General features: G+C 66.8%; 21 protein-coding genes and 2 riboswitches. Of the genes, 13 read left to right on the top strand and 8 right to left on the bottom strand.

Features of this window, described 5'->3' with window-relative positions:
• The first annotated feature begins 48 nt into the window (after positions 1 to 48).
• A complete protein-coding gene (locus KTR40_RS06340) occupies positions 49 to 837 on the top strand; it encodes a DeoR/GlpR family DNA-binding transcription regulator (protein ID WP_139028627.1) in 789 nt (262 codons plus the stop codon).
• A gap of 97 nt (positions 838 to 934) precedes the next feature.
• A complete protein-coding gene (locus tag KTR40_RS06345; RefSeq protein WP_139028629.1) occupies positions 935 to 1,711 on the top strand; it encodes a CPBP family intramembrane glutamic endopeptidase in 777 nt (258 codons plus the stop codon).
• 87 nt (positions 1,712 to 1,798) lie between these two features.
• Here the strand turns inward: KTR40_RS06345 and KTR40_RS06350 are convergent, their stop codons facing one another.
• Positions 1,799 to 3,313: an HNH endonuclease signature motif containing protein gene (locus KTR40_RS06350; RefSeq protein WP_228405639.1), complete on the bottom strand. Its 1,515-nt coding sequence runs from the start codon at positions 3,311 to 3,313 to the stop codon at positions 1,799 to 1,801.
• A 183-nt stretch (positions 3,314 to 3,496) separates the two neighbouring features.
• Complete coding sequence (locus tag KTR40_RS06355; protein ID WP_104997321.1) at positions 3,497 to 4,135, bottom strand: VOC family protein; 639 nt, start codon at positions 4,133 to 4,135, stop codon at positions 3,497 to 3,499.
• Positions 4,136 to 4,299: 164 nt separating this feature from the next.
• Positions 4,300 to 4,415, top strand: a riboswitch (SAM riboswitch).
• 43 nt (positions 4,416 to 4,458) lie between these two features.
• Between KTR40_RS06355 and KTR40_RS06360 the strand changes: the two genes are divergently transcribed.
• The 4 genes from KTR40_RS06360 (at position 4,459) to KTR40_RS06375 (ending at position 9,910) form a co-directional block, all read left to right on the top strand.
• The gene (locus KTR40_RS06360) at positions 4,459 to 5,784 is read left to right on the top strand and encodes a bifunctional o-acetylhomoserine/o-acetylserine sulfhydrylase (protein ID WP_139028631.1); all 1,326 of its coding nucleotides are present in this window, start codon (positions 4,459 to 4,461) and stop codon (positions 5,782 to 5,784) included.
• Between the two features lie 99 nt (positions 5,785 to 5,883).
• Positions 5,884 to 5,999: riboswitch (SAM riboswitch) on the top strand.
• Between the two features lie 12 nt (positions 6,000 to 6,011).
• Positions 6,012 to 7,127 carry a homoserine O-acetyltransferase gene (locus tag KTR40_RS06365; protein ID WP_139028632.1) on the top strand — a complete coding sequence of 372 codons (1,116 nt, stop codon included), beginning with the start codon at positions 6,012 to 6,014 and terminating at the stop codon, positions 7,125 to 7,127.
• Positions 7,128 to 7,307: 180 nt separating this feature from the next.
• The gene (locus tag KTR40_RS06370; RefSeq protein WP_139028634.1) at positions 7,308 to 8,690 is read left to right on the top strand and encodes an MFS transporter; all 1,383 of its coding nucleotides are present in this window, start codon (positions 7,308 to 7,310) and stop codon (positions 8,688 to 8,690) included.
• Positions 8,691 to 8,791: 101 nt separating this feature from the next.
• The gene (locus KTR40_RS06375) at positions 8,792 to 9,910 is read left to right on the top strand and encodes an alcohol dehydrogenase catalytic domain-containing protein (protein WP_228405640.1); all 1,119 of its coding nucleotides are present in this window, start codon (positions 8,792 to 8,794) and stop codon (positions 9,908 to 9,910) included.
• A 36-nt stretch (positions 9,911 to 9,946) separates the two neighbouring features.
• On the opposite strand, the gene KTR40_RS06380 is transcribed toward KTR40_RS06375, so the two are convergent.
• On the bottom strand, positions 9,947 to 10,870 hold the full coding sequence (locus tag KTR40_RS06380) for a LysR family transcriptional regulator (protein ID WP_228405641.1): 924 nt from the start codon (positions 10,868 to 10,870) through the stop codon (positions 9,947 to 9,949).
• 114 nt (positions 10,871 to 10,984) lie between these two features.
• Here KTR40_RS06380 and mmsB point away from each other — a divergent pair, with 114 nt between their 5' ends.
• Positions 10,985 to 11,887, top strand: a complete 903-nt coding sequence (gene mmsB / locus KTR40_RS06385; RefSeq protein ID WP_139028637.1) for a 3-hydroxyisobutyrate dehydrogenase — start codon at positions 10,985 to 10,987, stop codon at positions 11,885 to 11,887.
• Between the two features lie 28 nt (positions 11,888 to 11,915).
• Entirely contained in the window at positions 11,916 to 13,400 is a 1,485-nt protein-coding gene (locus KTR40_RS06390) for a CoA-acylating methylmalonate-semialdehyde dehydrogenase (RefSeq protein WP_228405642.1), read from the top strand.
• Between the two features lie 6 nt (positions 13,401 to 13,406).
• Here KTR40_RS06390 and KTR40_RS06395 read toward each other — a convergent pair whose 3' ends face one another.
• From KTR40_RS06395 to KTR40_RS06405, 3 genes are all read right to left on the bottom strand, one after another.
• Positions 13,407 to 13,925, bottom strand: a complete 519-nt coding sequence (locus tag KTR40_RS06395) for a hypothetical protein (protein ID WP_228405643.1) — start codon at positions 13,923 to 13,925, stop codon at positions 13,407 to 13,409.
• Positions 13,926 to 13,938: 13 nt separating this feature from the next.
• Positions 13,939 to 15,156 carry a winged helix DNA-binding domain-containing protein gene (locus tag KTR40_RS06400; protein ID WP_228405644.1) on the bottom strand — a complete coding sequence of 406 codons (1,218 nt, stop codon included), beginning with the start codon at positions 15,154 to 15,156 and terminating at the stop codon, positions 13,939 to 13,941.
• An 83-nt stretch (positions 15,157 to 15,239) separates the two neighbouring features.
• A complete protein-coding gene (locus KTR40_RS06405; protein WP_139028640.1) occupies positions 15,240 to 16,109 on the bottom strand; it encodes an SGNH/GDSL hydrolase family protein in 870 nt (289 codons plus the stop codon).
• Positions 16,110 to 16,188: 79 nt separating this feature from the next.
• Between KTR40_RS06405 and KTR40_RS06410 the strand changes: the two genes are divergently transcribed.
• A complete protein-coding gene (locus KTR40_RS06410; RefSeq protein ID WP_139028642.1) occupies positions 16,189 to 16,839 on the top strand; it encodes an alpha/beta hydrolase in 651 nt (216 codons plus the stop codon).
• Between the two features lie 47 nt (positions 16,840 to 16,886).
• Here the strand turns inward: KTR40_RS06410 and KTR40_RS06415 are convergent, their stop codons facing one another.
• Positions 16,887 to 17,114 carry an RNA-binding S4 domain-containing protein gene (locus tag KTR40_RS06415; protein WP_139028643.1) on the bottom strand — a complete coding sequence of 76 codons (228 nt, stop codon included), beginning with the start codon at positions 17,112 to 17,114 and terminating at the stop codon, positions 16,887 to 16,889.
• A 33-nt stretch (positions 17,115 to 17,147) separates the two neighbouring features.
• Here KTR40_RS06415 and KTR40_RS06420 point away from each other — a divergent pair, with 33 nt between their 5' ends.
• The 3 genes from KTR40_RS06420 to KTR40_RS06430 all read left to right on the top strand — a co-directional run bounded on the left by KTR40_RS06420 (position 17,148) and on the right by KTR40_RS06430 (position 20,817).
• The gene (locus KTR40_RS06420) at positions 17,148 to 18,149 is read left to right on the top strand and encodes a DMT family transporter (RefSeq protein ID WP_228405645.1); all 1,002 of its coding nucleotides are present in this window, start codon (positions 17,148 to 17,150) and stop codon (positions 18,147 to 18,149) included.
• Positions 18,150 to 18,400: 251 nt separating this feature from the next.
• A complete protein-coding gene (locus tag KTR40_RS06425) occupies positions 18,401 to 19,786 on the top strand; it encodes a glycine--tRNA ligase (protein ID WP_139028646.1) in 1,386 nt (461 codons plus the stop codon).
• A 2-nt stretch (positions 19,787 to 19,788) separates the two neighbouring features.
• Complete coding sequence (locus KTR40_RS06430) at positions 19,789 to 20,817, top strand: GNAT family N-acetyltransferase (RefSeq protein ID WP_228405646.1); 1,029 nt, start codon at positions 19,789 to 19,791, stop codon at positions 20,815 to 20,817.
• Between the two features lie 107 nt (positions 20,818 to 20,924).
• On the opposite strand, the gene KTR40_RS06435 is transcribed toward KTR40_RS06430, so the two are convergent.
• Positions 20,925 to 21,680 (bottom strand): alpha/beta hydrolase, encoded by a 756-nt coding sequence (locus KTR40_RS06435; RefSeq protein WP_228405647.1) that lies wholly within the window; start codon positions 21,678 to 21,680, stop codon positions 20,925 to 20,927.
• A gap of 142 nt (positions 21,681 to 21,822) precedes the next feature.
• Between KTR40_RS06435 and KTR40_RS06440 the strand changes: the two genes are divergently transcribed.
• Positions 21,823 to 23,286: a YibE/F family protein gene (locus KTR40_RS06440; protein ID WP_370633189.1), complete on the top strand. Its 1,464-nt coding sequence runs from the start codon at positions 21,823 to 21,825 to the stop codon at positions 23,284 to 23,286.
• Positions 23,287 to 23,308: the final 22 nt, after the last annotated feature.

The following is a 23,308-nucleotide window of genomic DNA, read 5'->3' on the forward strand; positions in this document are numbered from 1 at the left end:
TCAGAAAACGTCATCAAAGCCGGTGGCGGGAGCGTTTGGAGGCCTTGCATGACCCGCACCGACCGTCTGACGGCAATCCTTGACCTCCTGGCCAAGACCGGCCAGGTGGAGGTTGAAGAGATCGTCACTACGCTCAATGTATCGCCTGCCACCGCGCGGCGGGACCTGGACAGCCTTGCCAAGCGCCGGCTGCTCACCAGGACCCGGGGCGGCGCCACCACCGGAGCCCTTGCCTACGACCTGCCGGGCCGGTACAACCGTGACGATCACGCTGAAGCCAAGGAACAGATTGCCCAGGCGGCTTCGGCACTGATTTCCCCCGGGGCCGTGATCGGTCTGTGCGGTGGCACCACCAGCACGGCCCTGGCCCAGATCCTGGCCACCCGCGAGGACCTCAACGCGCCGTCCAACCAGCCCACCCTGACAGTGGTGACCAACGCCATCAACATCGCGGGGCAGTTGGCGGTCCGGCCCAACATCAAAGTCATGGTCACCGGCGGCGTCCTCAACCCCCGCTCGTACGAACTGGTGGGGCCATACACGGACATCATCATGCAGAAGGTGGTGCTGGATATCGCCTTCATTGGCGTCAACGGGATCGACCCCGAAGTGGGACCCACGAACACGGGGGAGGGGGAGGCCTCGGTCAACGCCCTGCTCGCCAGCAGGGCGCGCGTGTCCTACGTGCTGGCTGACTCCTCCAAGGTAGGGGTGCGTGCCTTCGCCACCATGGACGGGTACAACTTCACCCGGCTGATCACCGACGCTGGAATTTCCGCCCGGGACAAGGCGGCGTTCGAGGCCAACGGCACTGAAGTGATCGTCGCAGGCGGCTGACGCACGGGGATCGGGCGCGTCCCGGGCCGCACTGAGCGTCCGGGGACACTTGAAGGCCAATCAGCCCGGATCCAGAAACTGCAGGCAAGATGGGAACATGTTTGTTCCCTCCCGCCGTCGCCTCAGGTTCGAAGTCTGGATCGTGTTGGGCTTGTCCCTGGGCCAGTCCGCCGTGTACTCGGTGGTGCAGCTCCTGGACAAGATGACCCGGGCGCCGCTGGCTGAGGGCACCTCCACGCTGAACCGCTCCCAGAGCACCCGCGAGTACTTCGACCTGACCTACCAGTTGCTGGACATCATTTTTGCGCTGGTGCCGGTGCTGCTGGTGATCTACTTCCTGACCGATCACCGGCAGTCCGGCTCCAGCGACGGCCACCCGCGGTCAGCCTTCCAGAAGCTCGGGTTCAACTTCGCGCGCCCCGGCCGGGACCTGGTGCAGGGGCTGGGGCTGGCGGCACTGATCGGCATCCCGTCCCTGGCTCTGTATGCGGCAGGCCGGGCGCTCGGAATCACCACCGCCATCATCCCCAGTGCCCTGGACGCTTACTGGTGGACGGTGCCGGTGCTGATCCTGTCCGCGATGCGCCATGCGGTGGTGGAAGAGGTCATTGTGGTGGGCTATCTGATGGACCGCTTTGGAAAGTTCGGCTGGAGCGTGCCGCTGTCCATCCTGGCGAGTTCGCTGCTGCGCGGCAGCTACCACCTGTACCAGGGGTTTGGGCCCTTCATCGGCAATTTTGTAATGGGCGTCGTCTTCGCATGGCTGTACACCCGGACGCGGCGGGTGATGCCCCTGGTGATCGCCCATGCCCTGCTGGACATCGTGGCGTTCGTTGGCTTCAGCCTCTTTGGCAAGGCCGTGGGCTTGGGCTGAGGCGGGCGCGCCCTGTCGCTGCCACCGAACCTGCATGACTCTTTCGCCCTGCTGGGTGTGCAGGAACTCCGTCTCATTCATAGGCCGTCAGGTGATGTGGGTGTTGGCTTCGCGGTGTGGGGGCAGAAGTTCGGATAGGGCGTCCGGCGGTGGCCAGAGTTCCAGGAGGTCTTCGAAGGCTCGGACGTTTTCAGGTACTGCCTGTTCTGGCCAGTGGGCTGGTTCCCAGTCGTGGTGTTCAGCTTTGTAGTGCCGTCCGGTGGGTGAGGTCCAGCCGGGCGGCTCGGTTTTGGTGGCCGGCGTGGGTCTCCAGCCGGTGTTGTGTTTGAGGCGGTGATGCTTTGGGCAGAGCTGGGCCAGGTTGCTGATTCCGGTTGCGCCGCCGTGCTGCCAGGCCTGCAAGTGATCCGCCTCATTGTCCGGCGAGGGGTTGTTACAGCCGGGGAAGGTGCATCTGCCGTCCCGCAGCTGCACCGCCTTTTTCATGGCTTTGGTGAGGCGGTAGCTGGTCCGGCCGATCTCCAACGGGGCCCCGTCGCGGGGATCCACCAGTACCCTGTAGAACGAAGCAGCCCGGCCTTCGACGAGTTGGCGGGCCATGGACGGCGGGATGGGGCCATACCCATCCAGCATCGCGGGTTCGTCAGTCAGGCCCAGCAGGGAGAACACCGGCACCGTGACCAGGACCTGCGCCCCGATCCCCGAGGAATTGCCCGCACCGGTTCCTGGACCCGTGGCGTCACCCGTTGCTGCGCCTGTGTCACTGGTTCCGGGACGGGTGGCTGTCGCGGCATTGCCGCCGAGGAGCCATCCGGCATACAGGTCCGCCCGCAGTTGGGTGAGGGTCCGGTTCTCCTCCGGTCCCTGTGATTTCCGCACGGTGGCGGTGAGCCTGCTCCAAATCGCCGTGGCCTGGTGGGCGGGCAGGTAGGCGGAGAGCCAGGCCATGCCGTCCTGGTCCGGCCGGTACTCGACCCGCCGGTCAGCCACACTCTTGGTATGGCGTTTCTCAATGCTTTCGGCGTGGTGGCGTTCGCGCCAGGTGCGGGCTTTGGCCTTGAACCGGTACGCCGGGATCTCCCCGATCACCGCGGCAGCAGGCGGCCTCGGCACAGTCTGGTCCAGGAAGTGTGTCTCCAGTGCCGCGGCACCGGCCAGGTCAAGGGTGGCCGTTTCGTCCACCATCACCACGGCGTGCTGCCAGGAAATCGTCCCGGACTGCAGTGCCGATAATGTCAGCGGCAGTTCCTTGACCAGGGAATGTGAGGCGGCCATGAACGCACCTGCCGCGCGGGAACCAAGGGCCAGCAGGGCGCCGATTTCCGCGGCAATGGCCATTTCCTGCGCCTGCACCGGCATACCGGGAGCGGCGAGAGCGTGGGCGGTGTCCGCGTACGTGACTGCAGCGCGGGCTTTCAAACCCGCGAACCCGGCCTCCACTTCCCGCACCCCGGCAAGGATGTCCAGGCACCCATCCGCCAGCCCGGCCAACGGGTCAGCTGCCGAAAACGGCTCCGAACCGCACCCAACCGCCTCCGCCCTGAGCACAGCAACAGCCGCGTTGATGTCCTCAAACGCCTTCGCCACCGCCGCTTTCCCCATACCAATATGATTGCGGGAGGGTACGACATTTAACCGCGGGCCATCGGGTCCAAAGTCGCTGGAACATGGATTCGGCCGCCATCGGCAGGTGACGCCGTTGTCACATGCTGATGGCGGCCGAAGACCAGGGGGCACCGGGCCACACGCCGTGCCGGGCTTACCGGGACGGCAATCAAGGGGGCGTCAGATGGTGACTGCTCCGTTGCCGGTTTCGAAGGTCACCGAGAGGATCCCGGGGGTTCCGTGCGGCGCCACCCACTCCACAGCAACGTCCTCCAAGGGCTTCTCGACGGGTTCGCCCAGCCATTCCGTCACCCGGGCCGCGGAACCGGCAATGGTAAGGCAGCTCATCTTGACGTTGCTCTCGTAGGCGTTGGAGGGGTGCAGGGACGGGTCCCCTTCCCACTTGAGCATGTAGGGAACCTGGGGGTCGGCAATCAGGCCCAATATGCCGATCTGCTTCCAGACCAGCTCACGGCCGTCAGGGAACTTGCGGTTTCCGTTGACCGCGGAGCGTCCCAGCCGCTCCTCAAAGGGGGCGAGGTCGTCCACTTCGACGCACCAGCCCATCCAGCCGCCGCCCGCGGCAGACCGTGCACGCACAGCCTGCCCGAAGGGTGCCTTGTCAGAAGCGGGGTGGTCCAGGACCTCCACTACCTCGAGGTATTTGTGCCCCGCGAGGGGGATGATCATATTCCGGGTTCCGAACCGCGGGTGTACCCCGCCCTTCACTGCCTCAACGCCGAGGGCAGAGGAAATACGTTCGGTGGTGGCAGCCAGGCCATCGTGTTCACAGGCGTAAGAGACGTGATCCATGCGCATGCCAACATCTTGGCACTTTGTGATCGGCCTCTCAGCTAAGGGTACCCTTACTCGGAATTTCCATCGGCGGCACCTGATTTCAGCCGCTTCCGGCGCGGAAATCCGGGGACCATGTTCGTCATAATCCTGTCCGGCGCGGCGTGCGCGTTCCTACACTGGGTTCAGGTTATGAGTGCCAGCTCCAAGCCCCGGCTCGCTGGCCGGCAACCCTCCATCCGCGGTGGGGTGCCCCGGGTGAGGACCTGGCTGTCCGGCAACGGCCGGGTGGCAAGCGCGGCCCGCGGTGCTTCAAGCATGACGGGCCCATGTCAAAGGAGCCTTAGTTGTCCAACGGATGGTCTTTCGAAACCCGCCAGATCCATGCAGGACAGGAGCCGGACAGCGCCACCGGTGCCCGTGCCCTCCCTATCTACCAGACAACATCCTTTGTGTTCCCCAGCGCGGAGAGCGCCGCCAACCGCTTTGCGCTCGCCGAACTGGCCCCGATCTACACCCGCATCGGCAACCCCACCCAGGACGCCGTGGAACAACGGATCGCCAGCCTCGAAGGCGGCCTGGGAGCACTGCTGCTCAGCTCGGGACAGGCCGCGGAAACCTTCGCCGTCCTGAATATCGCCGAGGCGGGGGACCACATTGTTGCCAGCCCCAGCCTGTACGGGGGGACCTACAACCTGTTCGCCCACACCCTGAAGAAGTTCGGCATCTCCGTCACCTTCGTGGCGGACCCGGACAACCTGGACCAGTGGCGGGATGCGGTCCAGCCCAATACCAAGCTCTTCTTCGCCGAAGTGGTGTCCAACCCCCGCCAGGACGTCCTGGACATCGAGGGCGTGTCCGGCGTTGCCCACGCGGCCGGTGTGCCCCTCATCGTGGACAACACCCTGTCCACGCCCTACCTCATCCGGCCATTGGAATGGGGTGCAGACATCGTGGTGCACTCCGCCACCAAGTACCTGGGCGGCCACGGCTCCGCGATCGCCGGCGTGATTGTGGACTCAGGCAACTTCGATTTCGGCAAGGACCCGGCCAGGTTCCCAGGTTTCAATACCCCGGATCCCACCTACAACGGGCTGGTGTACGCCAGGGACCTCGGCAAGGACGGTGCCCTGGGCGCCAACCTGTCCTACATCCTCAAGGCCCGCGTCCAGTTGCTCCGGGACCTGGGCTCCGCCGTCTCCCCGTTCAATGCCTTCCTGATCGCACAGGGCCTTGAGACCTTGAGCCTGCGCGTGGAACGGCACGTTGCCAACGCCACGGAAGTGGCGCGCTGGCTGGAAGGAAGGGACGACGTCGAATCGGTCGCCTATGCCGGCCTGCCCTCCAGCCCCTGGTACGAGCGCGGGCGCAAGTACGGTCCCAAGGGGACCGGCGCGATCGTCTCGTTCAACCTCGCCGGGGGAGCCGAAGCCGGCAAGCGTTTCGTGGATGCACTGGAGCTGCACTCCCACGTGGCAAACATCGGCGACGTCCGCTCCCTTGTCATCCACCCGGCGTCGACCACCCACAGCCAGCTCTCCCCTGAACAGCAGGCGGTAGCCGGCGTCACCCCGGGCCTGGTGCGGCTGTCGGTGGGGATCGAGCACATCGACGACATCCTGGCGGACCTGGAAGCCGGTTTCCGTGCCGCCAAGGAGGCAATCGGAGCCTAGCCGGAGGCAGAGGGGCGCAATACACGGAGGCGGGCCGGGGAAGTCACAACCAGTCACACTCTTGGCAGCAGGCAGGGGCTGTTTCGTACACTCGAACCAGGTCATGAGTGCCAGTGACAGCCCCGGCTTGCTGGCCGGCAACCCTCCTTCCGCGGTGGGGTGCCCCGGGTGAAGACCTGGCCTGCCGGTCATTCGACGGCGGGCAAGCGCGTAGAAGAGGTCTTGCCATGACGGTTACCGTCACCCGTACCACCGCTCCCGAACATGGGATTGTCCGTTATGCCCCCATCGGGGGGCTGCAGCTCGAGGCCGGCGGCTACCTCCCGGACGTCGTCCTCGCCTATGAAACGTGGGGCACCCTGAATGAGGACGGCAGCAACGCCGTCCTGATCGAACACGCCCTGACCGGAAGCACCCACGTGACCCGCGGCGACACCGATGAAGAAGGCTGGTGGGAGCAGCTTGCCGGCCCCGGCGCGCCGGTGGATACGGACCGGTTCTTCGTGGTGTCCGTCAACATTGTGGGCGGCTGCTACGGGTCCACCGGTCCGTCCTCGCCCGCGCCGGACGGCAAGCCCTGGGGTTCGCGCTTTCCGCTCGTCACCCTGCGCGACAGCACTGTGGCTGAAGCGCGGCTGGCCGACCAGCTGGGGATCAAGAGCTGGTTTGCCGTGCTGGGAGGCTCCATGGGCGGGGCACGCGCCCTGGAATGGGCCGTCACTTTCCCGGAACGCGTCCAGCGCTGTGCGGTTATCTCGGTGGGGGCAGCCAGCACCGCCGAGCAGATCGCCTTCGCCCAGGCACAGACCCTCGCGATCCGCCAGGACGCGAACTTCAAGGGTGGCGACTACTACGGTGGCCCTTTCCCGGAGGACGGCCTGGCCCTGGCACGGCGCATCGCCCACATCACGTACCGCTCCCCGGGGGAGCTGGATGGGCGGTTCGGCCGCGCGCCGCAGGCCCCCGAGTCTCCCTTCCAGGCTGCACAACTCGCTGCCCGCGGGCGTTACCAGGTGGAGAGCTACCTGGACCATCAGGGCACCAAGCTCGTCCAGCGGTTTGATGCCAACAGCTACATTGCCATCACCGAGGCCCTCATGAGCCATGACGTCTGCCGGGGGCGCGGACCCCTCGAGCAGGCCCTGGCCCGCTCCGAGGCGCGCTTCTTTGTGGCGGCCGTGGATTCGGACCGGCTCTATTTCCCGTCCCAGTCCCGTGAGCTGGCGCGGGCACTCCCGGGGGAGGTGGACGTCCACCTCATTGAGGCGCCCATCGGGCACGACGGTTTCCTCACCGAAATCGGCCAGCTGGGGAGCCAGTTGCGGGAGCACCTTTCGGCATAGGACCGGCCCTCGCGGGCAGCCAGATGTGCATTATTGCAGATGGCCTCTGCATGATTCGCCGTTGAGCTCAGCGTTCAGGCGGACCATACTCGTTGGGACCCGGCGGTTCGTGGCCAAAATCACACGTATCCGCCACAGCCTGTCCCAGTGGTGTCGAAGAAGACGCCGAAGGAGTCATCAATGAGTACGGAAAAGTCCGCCGCACGGCGGCCCGAGGAAACCGACGTCAAGGCCTCGGGCCTGAGGAAAGTTGTTACGGCCTCCATGGCCGGCACCGTGGTTGAGTGGTATGAGTTCTTCCTCTACGCCTCCGCCGCCACCCTGGTGTTCGGCAAGATGTTCTTCCCTAATTCCGGAACCGAGCTGGACGGCATCATCGCAGCCTTCGTCACCTACGCCGTCGGCTTCGTCGCCCGCCCCATCGGTGGCATCGTCTTCGGCCACTTCGGTGACAAGTTCGGCCGCAAGCAGCTGCTGCAGCTGAGCATCATCCTGGTGGGTGTTGCCACCTTCCTCATGGGCTGCCTGCCGACATTCGCCCAGATCGGTTACTGGGCACCCGCCCTGCTGGTCTTCCTCCGCTTCGTCCAGGGCTTCGCCGTCGGCGGCGAGTGGGGCGGCGCCGTCCTGCTGGTCGCCGAACACAGCCCGAGCAAGTCCCGCGGCTTCTGGTCCAGCTGGCCGCAGTCCGCGGTGCCCATGGGCAACCTGCTCGCCACCGGCGTGCTGTTCACCCTTTCCTCAACCCTCTCCCAGGAAGCCTTCCTTGGCTGGGGCTGGCGCGTTGCCTTCTGGCTCTCCGCAGTGATCGTCATCATTGGCTACTACATTCGCACCAAGGTCCAGGACGCGCCCATCTTCATCGAGGCCCGCAAGGAAGTCACCGTTGAGCACAAGGGCTATGGCGTCGCAGAAGTTTTCCGCCGCTACCCGCGCGGCGTCTTCACCGCGATGGGCCTGCGTTTCGCGGAGAACATCCTGTACTACCTGGTGGTGACGTTCTCCATCACCTACCTGAAGGTCGTGGTCCAGACGGACACGTCCCGGATCCTGCTTCTCCTGCTGGTGGCTCACTTCATCCACTTCTGCGCGGTACCCCTCGTGGGCAAGATGTCCGATTCATTCGGCCGCCGCCCCGTGTACATGGCCGGTGCCGTCCTTGCCGGAACCTGGGGCTTCTTCGCCTTCCCGATGATGGATACCGCCAACGAGCTGATCATCCTCGCAGCCATCACCATCGGCCTGCTGTTCCACGCACTGATGTACGCCGGGCAGCCGTCCATCATGGCTGAGATGTTCCCCACCCGGATGCGCTACTCGGGTGTTTCCCTCGGCTACCAGGTGACCTCGATCGTGGCCGGCTCGCTCGCGCCGATCATCGCCAGCTCGCTGCTGGGGTCCTTCAAGTCCTCCACTCCGGTGGCGCTGTACCTGCTGGCCGCCTGCATCGTGACCGCCATCTCTGTGTTCTTCCTCAAGGAAACCCGCGGCATCTCGCTCCACGATGTGGACGCGGCCGACGCCCAGGGCACGGCAGACCTGCTCGCCGCCGCCAAGAAGTAGGCAGCCCCCATACGGCCAGGCATCACCCCAACTGCCCGGACCTGCCGCAACGCAGGCCCGGGCAGTTGGGCGTCAGCACCACACCTGAAGTGAGGATCCCCATGAAAGCAGCCGTCCTTTACGCCACCGTCCCGTCTGAAACCAGCTACACCGAAGCGCATCCCCTCCGGGTCGAGGAACTTGACCGGCCCGAACCGCGGGCCGGCGAACTGGGCATCACCATCACCTACTCGAGCCTGTGCCACTCAGACCTGTCAGTGGTGGACGGCTCACGCGTTCGGCCCCTTCCCATGGCGTTGGGGCATGAGGCTGTGGGGCGGGTTGCCACGGTGGGTGAGGGTGTCACGGACGTTTCCCCCGGAGACCACGTGGTCCTCGTGTTCGTCCCCAGCTGCGGTGCCTGCCGGGCCTGCCGGGCTGGGCGTCCCGCACTCTGCCACCGCGCGGCGGAGGTCAACGGGTCTGGCGACCTCCTGCATGGCGAAGCCCTGCTGCGGACGCCTGCGGGGGAGCGGATCAACCACCATCTGGGGGTTTCGGCCTTCGCCGACTACGCCGTGGTGGCCCGGGAATCAGTGGTGGTCATCGACGACGACGTCCCGGACACTGTCGCGGCAATGTTCGGTTGCGCCGTGCTCACCGGGATGGGCGCTGTCCTGAACACCGCTGCTGTCCAGCCAGGCCAGTCGGTGGCCGTCTTCGGACTCGGCGCCGTCGGGCTTTCGGCCGTAATGGCCGCAGCGCTCGCCGGTGCCTCCTCCGTGATCGCCATCGATCCCAACGAGGGCAAGCACGGGCTCGCCCTGAAGTGCGGCGCAACCGCCGTCGGAACTCCCGACGACGCCCCGCGGCTGATTGCCGAGGCCGCCGGTGACGGAGTGGACACCGCCGTCGAGGCCGTGGGATCAGCGCGGGTCATCGCGTCGTGCCTCGAGCACGTGACGCGCGGCGGCGCCGTCGTCTCGGTGGGACTGCCGCACCCCACCGCGGAACTCACGGTGCCCGCCCTCCAGTTCGCAGGGGCGGGCAAGCGGCTGCTCGGTTCCTACATGGGCGATGCCGTGCCGGACCGGGACATTCCCCTGTACCTGCAGTATTGGCGCGAGGGCAGGCTTCCCGTTGAGCTGCTGCACACGGACACCCGGCCGCTTGACGAAATCAACGAAGGCCTCGACGCGCTCGCCGCCGGGCAGGTGGTCAGGCGGCTTTTCCGGGCCTAAGCCGGCTCCCGGGCCTAGGTTCGGGGTGCCCGGGCCTTAGGCTGCCAGCACGTCCTGGCGTCCCGCCACTTCCTCCTTGAGGGCGGCAATTACGGCCTGCACGCGGGCGGACCGCAGCGATTCCGGCCTTGCCACCGCCCAGATGGGCACCTGGCGTTCGAAGGCGTCCGGGAGCACCGGAACGAACTCCGGGTTCCCCGCCACCATAAAGTTCGGAAGCAGCCCGATGCCGGCGCCGCGGCGCACTGCCTCCACCTGGGCAAAGATGCTGGTTGCCTGGAAGCTGGACTTCGGCATGGGCAGCTGCGAGGACCGGTGGCCCAGCTCGGCAACCTGGAGGGCCGACTCAACGTAAGAGACGAAGCCGTGCTGCCCCACGCCGTCGGGCGTTTCCGGCAAGCCACGCTCTGCAGCGTAGGCGGGGCTGGCGTAGAGCCTGAGGAAGTAGTTGGTCAGGAAGATGGCCTGGGCGTTGCTCACGTCGGTGCGGCCCACCACCACCTCCAGGTCCACCCCGGAGCGGTTCTGGCTGACTTTGCGTGTGGCGCTGAGCATCTCCACGTTCAGCATCGGGTGCCGATGCTGGAGGCTGACCAGGGCAGGCGTCACGAATTCGGCGCCGAAGCCGTCCGAGGTGCTGATGCGCACCATGCCGGACAGGGCGTCCCGGTCCTGCCCCGTTACCGCGGCCAGGGACCCGAGCGTTTCCTCGATCGCCTCCGCCGCGGCGACGGCCGAGGCCCCGAGTTCCGTCAACTCCCAGCCGTGCGGGCTGCGCTCGAGAGTGCGGCCGCCCAGTTGCTTGTCCAGGGCGAGGATCCGCCGCGAGATGGTGGTGTGCGTGGTGCCCATCGTCTCGGCGACGGCGTTGAAACGTCCCAGCCGGGCCACGGTCAACAAAATCAGCAGGTCGTCCGGACTGGGAAGCCGTGCCACCGCAAGCCTTTCATTCGTGTGCATCAGTGCACATACTGTCTGTGATTTTTCCCCTTGATTGCACTGTAGCAGGGTGTGATGGTGGACACAGACCTCCCGGCCGCCCTCGGCCGGATGCACAGCAAAGGAGCTAATGCCATGGCAGTCATCGGTTGGATCGGTTTGGGAAACATGGGCGGTTCCATGTCCGGGAACCTCGCAAAGGCGGGGCACGACGTACGGGGGTTTGACCTCAACCCCGCCGCGCTCGCCGCAGCGGAGGCCGGAGGGGTGAAGCCGGTGGGAAGCATCGCCGAGGCGGTGGCGGGAGCGGACGTTGTGTTCACCATGCTTCCAAAGGGCGAGCACGCCAAGGCCGTCTACCTGGGTGCCGACGGGGTGCTGGCGCATGCCGATACGCGCACGCTGCTGGTGGATTCCTCCACCATCGATATCGCCGCAGCAAAGGAACTGCACGACGCCGCTGCTGCCGCCGGCTTCCGCTTCGTCGACGCACCTGTCTCGGGCGGGATGAGCGGTGCCAAGGCAGGCACGCTGACGTTCATGGTGGGCGGTGAAGCAGGCGCCGTTGCCGACGCAACCGAATACATCGGGCCGATGGCCGCCAACATCATCCCTACCGGCGGAGCCACCACCGGCCAGGCGGCCAAGATCTGCAACAACCTGATGCTCCTGATCAACCTGGCCTCCACGGCGGAGGGTGCAGTGCTGGCGGACCGGCTGGGCCTGGACAAGAAGGTGTTCTGGGACATCGCCTCCGTGTCCTCCGGGGACAGCTGGGCCCTGCGCACCTGGTACCCCGTTCCCGGCGTGGTCCCCACCGCGGCCTCCAACAACGATTTCGCCCCCACGTTTACCGCCGAGCTGGCGAACAAGGACATCGGCCTGGCCATCAGCGCTGCGGAGGACACCGGAACGCCGCTCGAGATCGGGAAGCACGTGCAGCAGCTCTACCAGCGCCTCATCGACGCGGGCGAGTCCGGCAAGGACTGCTCCATGATCATCAAGCTGGTCGACGGTTCCCTCGACCCGGCCAACTAGAAGCCAGCCAAGTAGAAGAGAGACAACCATGCAGACCATTCCGCATTACATCAACGGCAGCCGCGTTGCCGATGCCGAGCGCTTCGGCCCCGTCTTCAACCCTGCCACCGGAGAGCAGGATAAGCAGGTGGCGCTGGCTTCCGCGGCCCGGGTAGAGGAAGCCATCGCTGCGGCCAAGGCAGCGCTGCCGGCCTGGCGGGCAACGAGCCTGGCGAAGCGGACCAACATCTTCTTCCGCGTCCGCGAAATCCTGACCCAGCGCAAGTCCGAACTTGCCGCCATCCTCACCAGCGAACACGGCAAGGTGCTCTCCGACGCGGAGGGGGAAATCTCCCGCGGCCTCGAGAACATTGAGTTCGCCACCGGCCTGTCCCACATGCTCAAGGGGGAGCGCTCGGAGCAGGTCTCAAGCGGCGTGGACGTCCACTCCGTCCGGCAGCCTGTGGGCGTCGTTGCCTGCATCACGCCGTTCAACTTTCCGGCCATGGTGCCGCTCTGGATGATCGGCAGCGCCCTGGCCTGCGGCAATACCGTGCTCCTGAAGCCCAGCGAAAAGGATCCGTCGTCAGCCGTGTTCATCGCGGAAGTCTTTGCGGAAGCGGGCCTGCCTGCCGGCGTGCTGAACGTGGTCCAGGGCGACAAGGAGGCGGTGGACGTCCTGCTTGAACACCGGGACGTCAAAGCCGTCAGCTTCGTCGGCTCGACGCCCATCGCGCAGTCGATCTACAAGCGCGCAGCGGACCACGGCAAGCGCGTCCAGGCCCTGGGCGGTGCCAAGAACCACATGGTGGTCCTGCCGGACGCGGACCTGGATATGGCTGCGGACGCTGCCATCTCGGCAGCCTACGGTTCGGCGGGCGAGCGCTGCATGGCGGTCAGCGTGCTCGTCGCCGTCGGGAACATCGCCGACGACCTCATTGCGGCCATCAAGAGCCGGATGGCCACCCTGAAGATCGGCCCGGGCACGGACCCGGCGTCGCAGATGGGTCCGCTGATCACCGCCGAACACCGCGAAAAAGTTGCGTCGTATGTGGCGGGCGCCGAAAACGAGGGCGCCACGGTGGTTGTTGACGGGCGTGCGCAGCAGTTCGATTCAAACGGGTTCTTCATCGGCGTCAGCCTGGTGGACCACGTGAAGCCGGGCATGAAGGTGTACGACGACGAAATCTTCGGCCCCGTCCTGTCCGTGGTCCGCGTGGACACTTACAGTGACGCGGTCCGCCTGGTCAACGACAACGAGTTCGGCAACGGGGTTGCCATCTTCACCCGCGACGGCGGCGCCGCGCGGCAGTTCGAGTTCGACGTCGAGGCAGGCATGGTGGGCGTCAACGTGCCCATCCCGGTTCCCGTTGGCACGTTCTCCTTCGGCGGCTGGAAGAACTCGCTGTTCGGGGACACGCACATGTACGGGCCGGAGAGCATCCGGTTCTACACCAGGGGCAAGGTGGTCACCACGCGGTGGCCGGACCCCGCAACGTCCGTGATCGACCTGGGCTTCCCGCAGGTGGACTGACGGAGGCTAGCCGTTCATGATCTCGCCGCGGCGGGTCATGTACTCCTCCACGGAAAGTTCCCCGTTGCTGTACTTCTCATCGAGTTCGGCAAGCTTGCGTGCGCGGTAGCCCTGGGGGGCCGACGGCGGCGGGGGACTTGCAGGTGCTGCGGGCTGCTGCGGGGCTTCTTCGCGGGGCCCTTGCTGGGTGTTGCCCGGGTGGGGCTGCCCGTACGGCGGAAACTGCTGGTCCATCGGCGGGACCGGCTGTACGGGCGGCAGGGGCTGGCCTGGCTGGAGCGGCGCGGGGCGGTCAAGCTGGCGGAATCCGCCGCTGAAGTAGTCCTGCTGGGTGAAGCCGTCCCGGGGCTGCTTGTTCTGCGGGCCGTTGGAGCCGGGGAAGATTCCGCCGCCCGGGAACTGTTCGGGGTACCGTCCGGTGAAGCTTTGCTCCTGGTCCCGGCGGGCTACGGACTTCCGGTACATCCGCATGGCCATCGGGATCAGGAATGACAAAATGATGATCCAGAAAAACAAGTTGCTCACGGTGCCGTGCCTCTCATGTGTGTCCTTCCAGCTTAGCCCCGTACTGCACACGGACGGCCGGAAGCCCGATGAAGGCGCCGTACCGGTCCACGGCTTCCTGGACCGCCGCCGCCAAGGGTGAACCCGGAGCGTCAGCGGAACCGTGGAGCCGGATATCCAGCTCGCACCTGCCGGGGAGCAGGGTATGGCGCCAGGACCCAGCCAGGCGCCCGTCCAGCAAGACCACGTGCATCGGTTGGCCTTGGAAAGGGAACGCCGGGGCGCCGCCGCCTATGTAGTGCCTGGTGGCGGAGTAGCCCATGATGTATTCGTCGTAGCACTGGACCAGGTCCACCCGCGGGCCGGCTTCCGATGCAGTGCCGCCGGCCGGGCGGGCAGCGGCGCCGGCACCGGGATCCCCGGCACTGGAATCGCCAGCACCGTAATAGTGCACGACGCCGTCAATCGCCATTTCGGCGAGGGTGGCCGGCTCTGCCGCCAAGGTGAGTTTCAGGCCTTGCCGGACGTCCGCCATGGTCATTCCCGACCAGTCCGCGCAGTCCTTAACGGTGGCGGGGCCGCGGCTGGCGAAGTAGCGGCGGACAAGTTCAGCCAACGCTTCCGCGCGGGTCGGCCCCGTCCGCGGTCCGGCCGGAACCCGTTCGTCAAAGAGTGCGTACGTCTGCTTTAGGGCACCGCCCGCGCTGCGCACCGGCGTGCCGCTCACCAGGACGCCGCTGATTTCAGCGTGCATCACCAGGTAGGCAAGCTCCAGGCCCTTCGCCGCGAACCCGGCCTCCCGCAGTTTTTCCGCGAGGGCTTCCCGTGGAAGGTGGTGACCGTCCGCGACGGCCCTGGCCAGGACCTGCGCGCTCCGGGCGGCTGGTGCCGCGTCAATGCCGGTGCGCCGGTACGTTAAGGAATTGGCCTGCTCAAGCCGGGGCGCCGCAAGCGCCATGAGCCAGCGGAGATCGTCCCGGTGCACAAAGTGCCAGGTGGGCCTCAGGATGTGGGTCCGCAGTATCCGGCCGTCGGCCACTGCCTCCTCAATGTCCGCGGCGGTAACTGCCGGCGCAATGGAACGGGACACACGCTGTGCCAGGCTCCACCTCGCGTAGGGAAACTCCTGCGCCTGCACGGCCAGCAGGCGCCGCAGCGCTGCCTCCGCCGAGGCGGCGGCGGGTTCCCGGAGCATTTGCGCGTGAAGCCGCAGCCGCACTGCCGCATCCCGTCCCATACGCTCCGGTTCCATACGCTCCGGTTCCCTACCCATGGCCAGTCAGTCCGTTCACCGCTTGCGCTGCACGCTGTCCTGTCCCGGAAGCCGGACCAGCGCTAGCGGCGGGCAGCCTCGGCGGTGCCCAGCGGACCCTCGCCAGATCCCAACGGAACACCCGGCCCGAAGACGGGACCCGGCGTCGGCCGTTTGGCCGTGATGCCGTCACCGGAGGACTGGTTGCGCAGCCGCCGCAGCACCCACGGCACAAAGTACTGCCGGGCCCACACCAGGTCGCCCGAGCGCGCCTCCCGCCACGTCCGGGGCGGAAACGGCTTGGGTTGCAGGGGTTCCAGCGTGTGCTCAACGTTCAGTGAGTCCAGCACCATGGCGGCGATCGTGTGGTGGCCCAGGGGGGAGAAATGCAGCCGGTCCTGGTCCCACATCTGGGGATCGCCGAGCTGGCGCAGGGACCACATGTCAGCGATCACGGCGTCGTGCCGGGCCGCGACGGTCCGCAGGTTTTCGTTGTAGATGGCCACCTTGCTGCGGATCCTGCCGAGCACGGAAGTGCCGGTGTCCGGGCCGTTAAACAGCACCACGGTTGCACCGCCCATGGCCAGGATCTGGACTACGGAGTCGAGCTTCTCAGCGAGGACGTCAGGGTCCCCGCCAGGACGCAGGAGATCGTTGCCGCCGGCGGAGAGGGTGACAAGATCCGGTTTCAACGCAAGGCACGGTGCCAGCTGCTGGTCCACGATCTGCTGCAGCAGCCTGCCGCGTACTGCGAGATTGGCATAGGCGAAGTCCGGCTGGGTCCTGCCCAGTTCCTCCGCCACCCGGTCAGCCCAGCCGCGGAACCCGCCCGGGCTTGAGGGTTCGGGGTCGCCGATGCCCTCGGTGAAGGAATCGCCCATCGCCACGTAGCGGGTCCAGGGGTGGGATCCGGAATGCGCGGGCGGGGTCTGGATGGCACTTGCTTCAGTCACGGTCCCTATCCTGCCTTTCGCCTCTCTGGCTACGCGAACGTAGGTTGTTACCTCGAAGTAACTGGTAAGAATGGAAACCATGACTGAAGCTGAAGTATTTCCTGCCCCTGTTGTTTTGTGGTCCCATCCAGAGGACCAGCGCGACGGCAAGCCGCTGCTGGTGCTGCTGCACGGTTACGGGGCCAACGAGCAGGACCTGCTCAGCCTGGCTGACCTGCTGCCGGGGGACTTCGCCGTCGCCTCCGTCCGGGCGCCGATCGCCATGGGCCCGGGGTTCACCTGGTTCCCGCTCACAGCGTCCATCGACTACTCACTGGAACGGGTCAAGGCGGCCTCGTCCTATGTGCTGGACTGGATCGACGCCATCCGGGTGGGTCACCCCTCCGTGACGCTGCTCGGCTTCTCCATGGGCATGGCCATGGCCACCACGCTCCTGCGGCAGCGGCCCACGGACTTCGCCGCCGTCGTCGGACTCTCAGGCTTTGTGGTGGATGCCGGCGACGATCCCAGCTTCAGGGATGCCGAGCTGGACGGGACCATTCCCATGTTCTGGGGCCGCGACCAGCAGGATCCAGTGATCACCCCGGACAAGATCGAATACACCATGGGCTGGGTCCGGAAGCACGTCAAGCTCACCAAGGTGCTGTACACGGGTATGTGGCACGGGATCAACCAGCAGGAGATCGGGCACGTGGGCGAATTCCTCACCCACGAGGTCCTCAAGAAGTAGGACGTACGACGGCGGGCGGCGGCCTGGGTGGCCGGGCCGCTGCGGCGTCAGGCTGCGGGCGCCACCACGCGCACAGTCTGCCCGTTCACCGTCACGGTGTCCCCGTTGTGCAGCTGTCGGCCGCGGCGGTCGTCGATCTCGCCGTTGACCTTCACGAGCCCGTTCTTGATGAGCTCAGCCGCTTCCACTCCGTCCTCCACGAGGTTGGCGAGCTTCAGGAGCTGGCCGAGGCGGATCATGCTGTCGCGGATGGTGATCTCTTCAACATTGCTCATAGAAGCAATGATGCCTGACGTAAAGTGGATTCAATGACCCCCAGCCCCCGCCTGCCGCTGCTCGCAGGCCTTCCACCGGCGGTGGGCGCGGGCCTCGCCATTCCTGTGCAGGGCCGCATCAACGGGGCCCTCGGAACACGCCTCAACGACGGCATCGCCGCCGCGGTGGTGAGTTTCAGCACGGGCCTCGCCCTCATGATCCTTATCTCGCTGGTCCTTCCCCGGGGTCGGGCCGGCCTGGCCCGGATCCTGCCCGCAGTCCGCAGCAGGGCTTTTCCGCCGGTGTATGTCCTTGCCGGCGGCATCGGTGCGCTCTTTGTCTTCGCCCAGTCCTTCACGGTGGGCATCCTTGGCGTTGCGCTGTTTACCGTCGCCACGGTCACCGGGCAGACAGTCAGCGGGCTGCTGGTGGACCGGCTGGGCATCGGACCGGCCGGCCGGAAGCCCGTCACCGGCATCCGCGTCATCGGCTGCCTGCTGACCATCGCCGCCGTCGCCTGGGCCGTGTCTCCCCGGTTCGCGGGGTCGGCGGCGGTGGCTTCCGACGGCGGCGCAGGGCCGGGCGGCGGGGCAGCGTCGCTGCTGGTCCCGCTCCTGCTGCCCGTTGCCGCAGGATTCCTGATGAGCTTCCAGCAGGCAATGAATGGCACAGCCACCGTCCACTACGGCACGCCGATCGCCGCGACCCTGGTCAACTTCGTGGCCGGTTCCGCCGTGCTGTGGATCGCCTACGCCATCAAAGTCTCGGTGGCCGGATGGGGTAACCCGCTGCCGGGGGAGTGGTGGTACTACGTGGGCGGTCCCATGGGCTGCGTCTTCATAGGCCTGGGCGCACTGCTGGTCCGCAGCCTGGGCGTCCTGGTGACCGGGCTGGGCATGATCGCCGGGCAATTGCTGGGCTCGCTCGCCCTGGATGTGGTGCTGCCGGCCCCGGGAACCGTGGTGGCGCCGGCCACGGTGCTGGGCACCATCCTTACCCTTGCCGCCATCATCCTTGCCACCCTGCCATGGCCTCGGGGCGCGCTGCGCCGGTAACATCCGGGTGTTACCGCGGCAACATCCGGCTGCCTGTCCCGGTAACGTCCGGGCAGGCTGCGGCAAACATCCGGCCGCCTGCCCGGGTAACACCCGGCCAGGCAGCGGCCGGTAGGCTAGGACACGCAGCTTTTCGCATTTTTCCTTCATCCGCCCCGCCTGTAAGCCACCGGCACCCCGCCGCTGGCTCGGGCAGGGCCTGAAACCCGCGGACCGCACCCAGCGGCCCTGTAGAAATTGGAGTTACCCCCATGGCAGCAAAGTCCGTTCTCGACCAGGTCATTTCCCTCTCCAAGCGCAGGGGATTCGTGTTCCAGGCCGGTGAGATCTACGGAGGTTCGCGCTCTGCCTGGGACTACGGGCCCCTCGGCGCCGAGCTGAAGGAAAACATCAAGCGCCAGTGGTGGCAGTCCATGGTCCGCGGCCGCGAGGACGTGGTGGGCCTGGATTCCTCGGTCATCCTGCCCCGGCAGGTCTGGGAAGCCTCCGGACATGTTGAGGTCTTCTCCGACCCCCTGGTGGAGTGCCTCTCCTGCCACAAGCGCTACCGCGCCGACCACCTCGAGGAAGAGTACGAGGAAAAGAAGGGCCGCCCGGCAGAGAACGGCCTGAAGGACATCGCCTGCGCCAACTGCGGAACCCGCGGTGAATGGACGGAGCCGCAGGAGTTCTCCGGCCTGCTGAAGACCTACCTGGGTCCGGTTGCCAGCGAAGAGGGCCTGCACTACCTGCGCCCCGAGACGGCACAGGGCATCTTCGTGAACTTCAACAACGTCCTCACCACCTCGCGGAAGAAGCCGCCGTTCGGCATCGGCCAGATCGGCAAGTCCTTCCGCAACGAGATCACGCCGGGCAACTTCATCTTCCGCACCCGCGAGTTCGAGCAGATGGAGATGGAATTCTTCGTGGAGCCCGGCACGGATGAGGAATGGCACAAGTACTGGATGAACGAGCGCATGGCCTGGTACACCGGCCTGGGCATCCGCGAGGAGAACCTGCGCTTCTTCGAGCACCCACTGGAGAAGCTGAGCCACTACTCCAAGGGCACCACGGACATCGAGTACCGCTTCGGCTTCCAGGGCTCAGAGTGGGGCGAGCTGGAAGGCATCGCCAACCGCACCGACTTCGACCTCTCCACCCACTCGAAGGCTTCAGGCCAGGACCTGAGCTACTTCAACCAGGCCACCAACGAGCGCTACACCCCGTACGTGATCGAGCCCGCCGCAGGCCTGACCCGCTCCTTCATGGCCTTCCTGGTGGACGCCTACACCGAGGACGAGGCCCCCAACGCCAAGGGTGGCGTCGATGTCCGTACCGTCCTGAAGCTGGATCCGCGCCTGGCCCCGGTCAAGGCCGCCGTGCTTCCGCTGAGCCGGAACGAGGACCTGTCTCCGAAGGCCAAGGACCTGGGCGCGCAGCTGCGCAAGAACTGGAACATCGACTTTGACGACGCCGGCGCCATTGGCCGCCGCTACCGCCGCCAGGACGAAATCGGCACCCCGTTCTGCATCACCGTGGACTTCGACACCCTTGAGGACCAGGCCGTGACCATCCGGGAGCGGGACACCATGAGCCAGGAACGCGTTTCCCTGGACAAGGTGGAGGGCTACCTGGCCGCACGCCTGATCGGCGCCTAGCCATGGCCATCGAATACCGCGAGTGGCGCGAAGGCGACGACCTCGCCCTGCTGGAGATCTGGGGCGACCCGGAGACCCAGCAGGACCGGCAGTTCCGGGGCGCGTTGACGCTCTCCTCTGACGGGGGCGGGGGCACGCCCTGGCGCCGCTGCATCGTGGCCGAGGACGTGATCGACGGCGTCGGCATCCCCGTGGCGGCGGGCGTGGTGTACGAGGCCTCGCTGCACCCCGAACGGCTCTGGGCCTACATCGAGGTGGCACGGGACCACCGGCGCTCCGGCATCGGTGCCACCCTCCTGACCATGCTGCGCCGCGAAGCCGGCCAGTCGCCGTCGGGCGTGTCCAGGCTCCGCGCCAAAGTGGAGCCGGGCACCCCGGGTGCCGCTTTCGCGGAGGCATTCGAGCTTGGGCCCATCCAGCGTTCGCGGCTGGTGGTCATAGAGCCGGGAGCCCTGCGGCTGCCGGTGTTTCCTGCCGGGGACGACGGCGGCAGGCCGGCCAACGATGAGAACGCCGGCTCCGACGTGGTGATGGACCTGGCAACCGGGTCCGTTGAGCTGACGGACGTTGTGGGCAGGTACTACACCTCCATCCACGGCTGGGACTCGCCCGGCGTGCTGTCCATGGGGCAGGTGCAGAAGCTGTTCCTGGACGACCTCACCGGGGCCCACGGCGCCATCGTGCTGCGCGCACGGCCCGAGTCGGCCTTCGGTGCCGGCGTTGCGCCAACCAAAAAAGGCCGGATCCGTGCCTTCGCGGTTAGCTACGCGGCGCCGGCACACCCGGACGCGGCACCAGGTGCGGAGGGCGCAGAGGCTCCCACCGACGTGTTCGTCGGCCACGAACCCGCCCTCGCCGCGGATGATGCTGCCGAGGCGGTCCGCGACATGCTCGCGCTGATCGCCTACCAGCACCCGGTGATGCTCGAACTGGACGACTCCATGACGGCCCTCCGTGCCGCCGTCGAACCCCTGCTGGAAAGCGGCAAGGCGCGGCTGGCCGGCCCGGAAACCCTCATCGTCTCGGACTAGCCCCGCCAATCCCAACCAGGTAGCGCCAAGTGTCGTTTTGGGGCCCCAAAACGACACTTGGCGCTACCTGGTTGGGGAGGTTGGTGCGGGTATTTAGGACCGGGGGATTACAGGGTCACTTGGACGGCTGATTCCGGGAGCAGCCGGGTGAAGCCCTCGGGCAGGGCGACGTCGGCGCCGGTGCTTTCGGCGAAAGCCTTCATCACGAACCCCGTAGTGAGCGTCTGCCACAGCCCGATCTTGCGGAGCATGAAGTGGCCTGCCCCCTTGAGCGCAACGTACTGCATGCTGGCGGCGTTGGCCGAAGCGCGCCGGGCGAACAACAGCGACGCGGAGGGGCTGGTCCACCTGTCCTTGGTCCCATGCACGATCAGCACCTTGCGGCCTGAAACGGCGGAGACGGGAGTTCCCGGGTTGAGCCAGGGAGCAAGCGCGACGACGGCTTCCACCCCGGGCTGGTCCGCGGCGCAGACGGCGGTGAGCCCGCCCATGGAATGGCCCACCAGGAAGACCGGCAGGCCCGGGTGCTGCTCCTGGATTTGGCCAAGTGCCCAGCGGGCGTCCTGCAGCGGGGTCATCTCCGATCCGTTCCAGCCGCGGACGCTGTTGCGCAGGGACCACACAGCCAGGCCGTGCTTCCGGCCGGCCCGGTGCAGGTGCCGTGCGAAGGGCACCATCCTCGCCGGACTCAGGTGCCTGGCCTCCACAGGCTCGCGGCTCTGCGACTTGCCGCCGTGCAGCACCAGGGCAATACCACGGGTGGGAGCCGCCGGCTGAAGGACGCTGAGCACTGCCTGCCGGGCAGCCGCGGGTGCACCCGCGTGGCGGGATCCGCCGTTTTCCTCAGTACTGCTGCTAACCATGCCCGGTACCTCCCAGTCCCCAAAGATCCATTTATCAACCCTACGGTGCCGGACGTAGAGTTCAATGTATGAGGTTCTACTGCTGATGGGGTCCGGTCACTCCCACGCTTCCACAGGCCATTCGGAACCGACGCCGGAAGCGATGGCCGCCCGTCGAAAAGCCAACCGCATCCTGGCGGCGGTGCTCATCCCCCTGACGCTGCTCACCCTCGCGGGAATGGCGATGCTTTGGCCCTCGGGCAGCAAGGAAGGCATCTCCCTGGCCAACCCCTACTCCGCGGCCCCCGGCGTCACCTTCGACACAGGCACCATCCAAAGCGTGGTGGTGGAAAACTGCATGCAGGGCGCGTCGCAGCAGGGTCAGAGCCAACAGGGTCAAAGCCAGCAGGGCTCGGGCGGGCAGGCCCAAGGCCAGCAGTCCCAGCAGGGATCGGACTGCACCTTCGCCTTCACCGAGCCGGACAAGGGCGGAAGCCCGGTCAAAGTGGTCATCAACCCGGACGTCGCAAAGTCCCATGGGGTGAAGCCCGGCGACCAGATCCGGTACCTGAACCTGTCCAACGCCCAGGGCGCCTCGGCCTCCCAGGGTTCGCCGGCCTTCATCTTCGTGGACTTCGTCCGCACCCTGCCGATCGTCCTGCTCGCACTGCTGTATGCGGCGGTGGTGATCGCGGTGGCCCGCTGGCGGGGCCTGCGCGCCCTGATCGGTCTGGTGGGCGCCTACTTCGTGCTGGCCAGCTTTATGCTTCCGGGGCTGGTGGAGGGGAAGCCGCCGCTGCTGCTGGCCCTGGTGGGATCCACGGTGATCATGATCGGGGTCCTGTACTTCGCCCACGGCTTCTCGGCGCGAACCTCCACCGCGCTGCTGGGCACCATGTTCGGGCTGGGGATCACGGCGCTCCTGGCCGCCTGGGCCACGGGCGCGGCGAACCTCGCCGGGGTGGGCAACCACGACGCCACCACCCTGGTGAACACCTCTGCCAACATTTCCATCTCCGGCGTCATCCTGTGCGGGCTCATCATCTCCGGGCTGGGCGTCCTCAACGATGTGACCATCACGCAGTCCTCCGCCGTCTGGGAACTCTACGAGCTGGCACCGGGCAGCAGTGCCCGGAAGCTGTTTACCTCGGCCATGCGGATCGGCCGCGACCACATCGCCTCCACCGTGTACACCATCGCCTTCGCGTACGCCGGCGCAGCCCTGCCCATCCTGATCATCGTGATGCTGTACGACCGCCCGCTCGCTGACACGCTCACCAGCGCGGAACTGTCAGAGGAAGTCATCCGTACCCTGGTGGGCTCCATCGGCCTGGTGCTGGCCATCCCCGTCACCACGCTGATCGCGGTCCTGGTGGTCAAAGCCACCGGCGTCCAGGCGGGAGCCGGTCAACCGGCCGTGCCTGCCGCCCCTGCCGTGGCAGCGGACGGGCCAGGCTGGACGCCGGCAGGCGCAGCCACCGGCAGCACGGGACACAACATCGTGGATGACGTCGACGACACCGGCGCCCTCGCAGCCGCCGCGCTGGAGGGGCGCTCCCGGCGGTCGGCTGCAGGGGAGGACAGCGGGCTGCCCACGCGGCGGGGCCGCCGGGCGGACCGGGGCTGACCGGGGCAGACCGGTTCCGCAC

Origin of the sequence: Pseudarthrobacter sp. L1SW, from assembly GCF_020809045.1 — a bacterium.
In the GTDB taxonomy this organism is placed as follows: Bacteria; Actinomycetota; Actinomycetes; order Actinomycetales; family Micrococcaceae; genus Arthrobacter.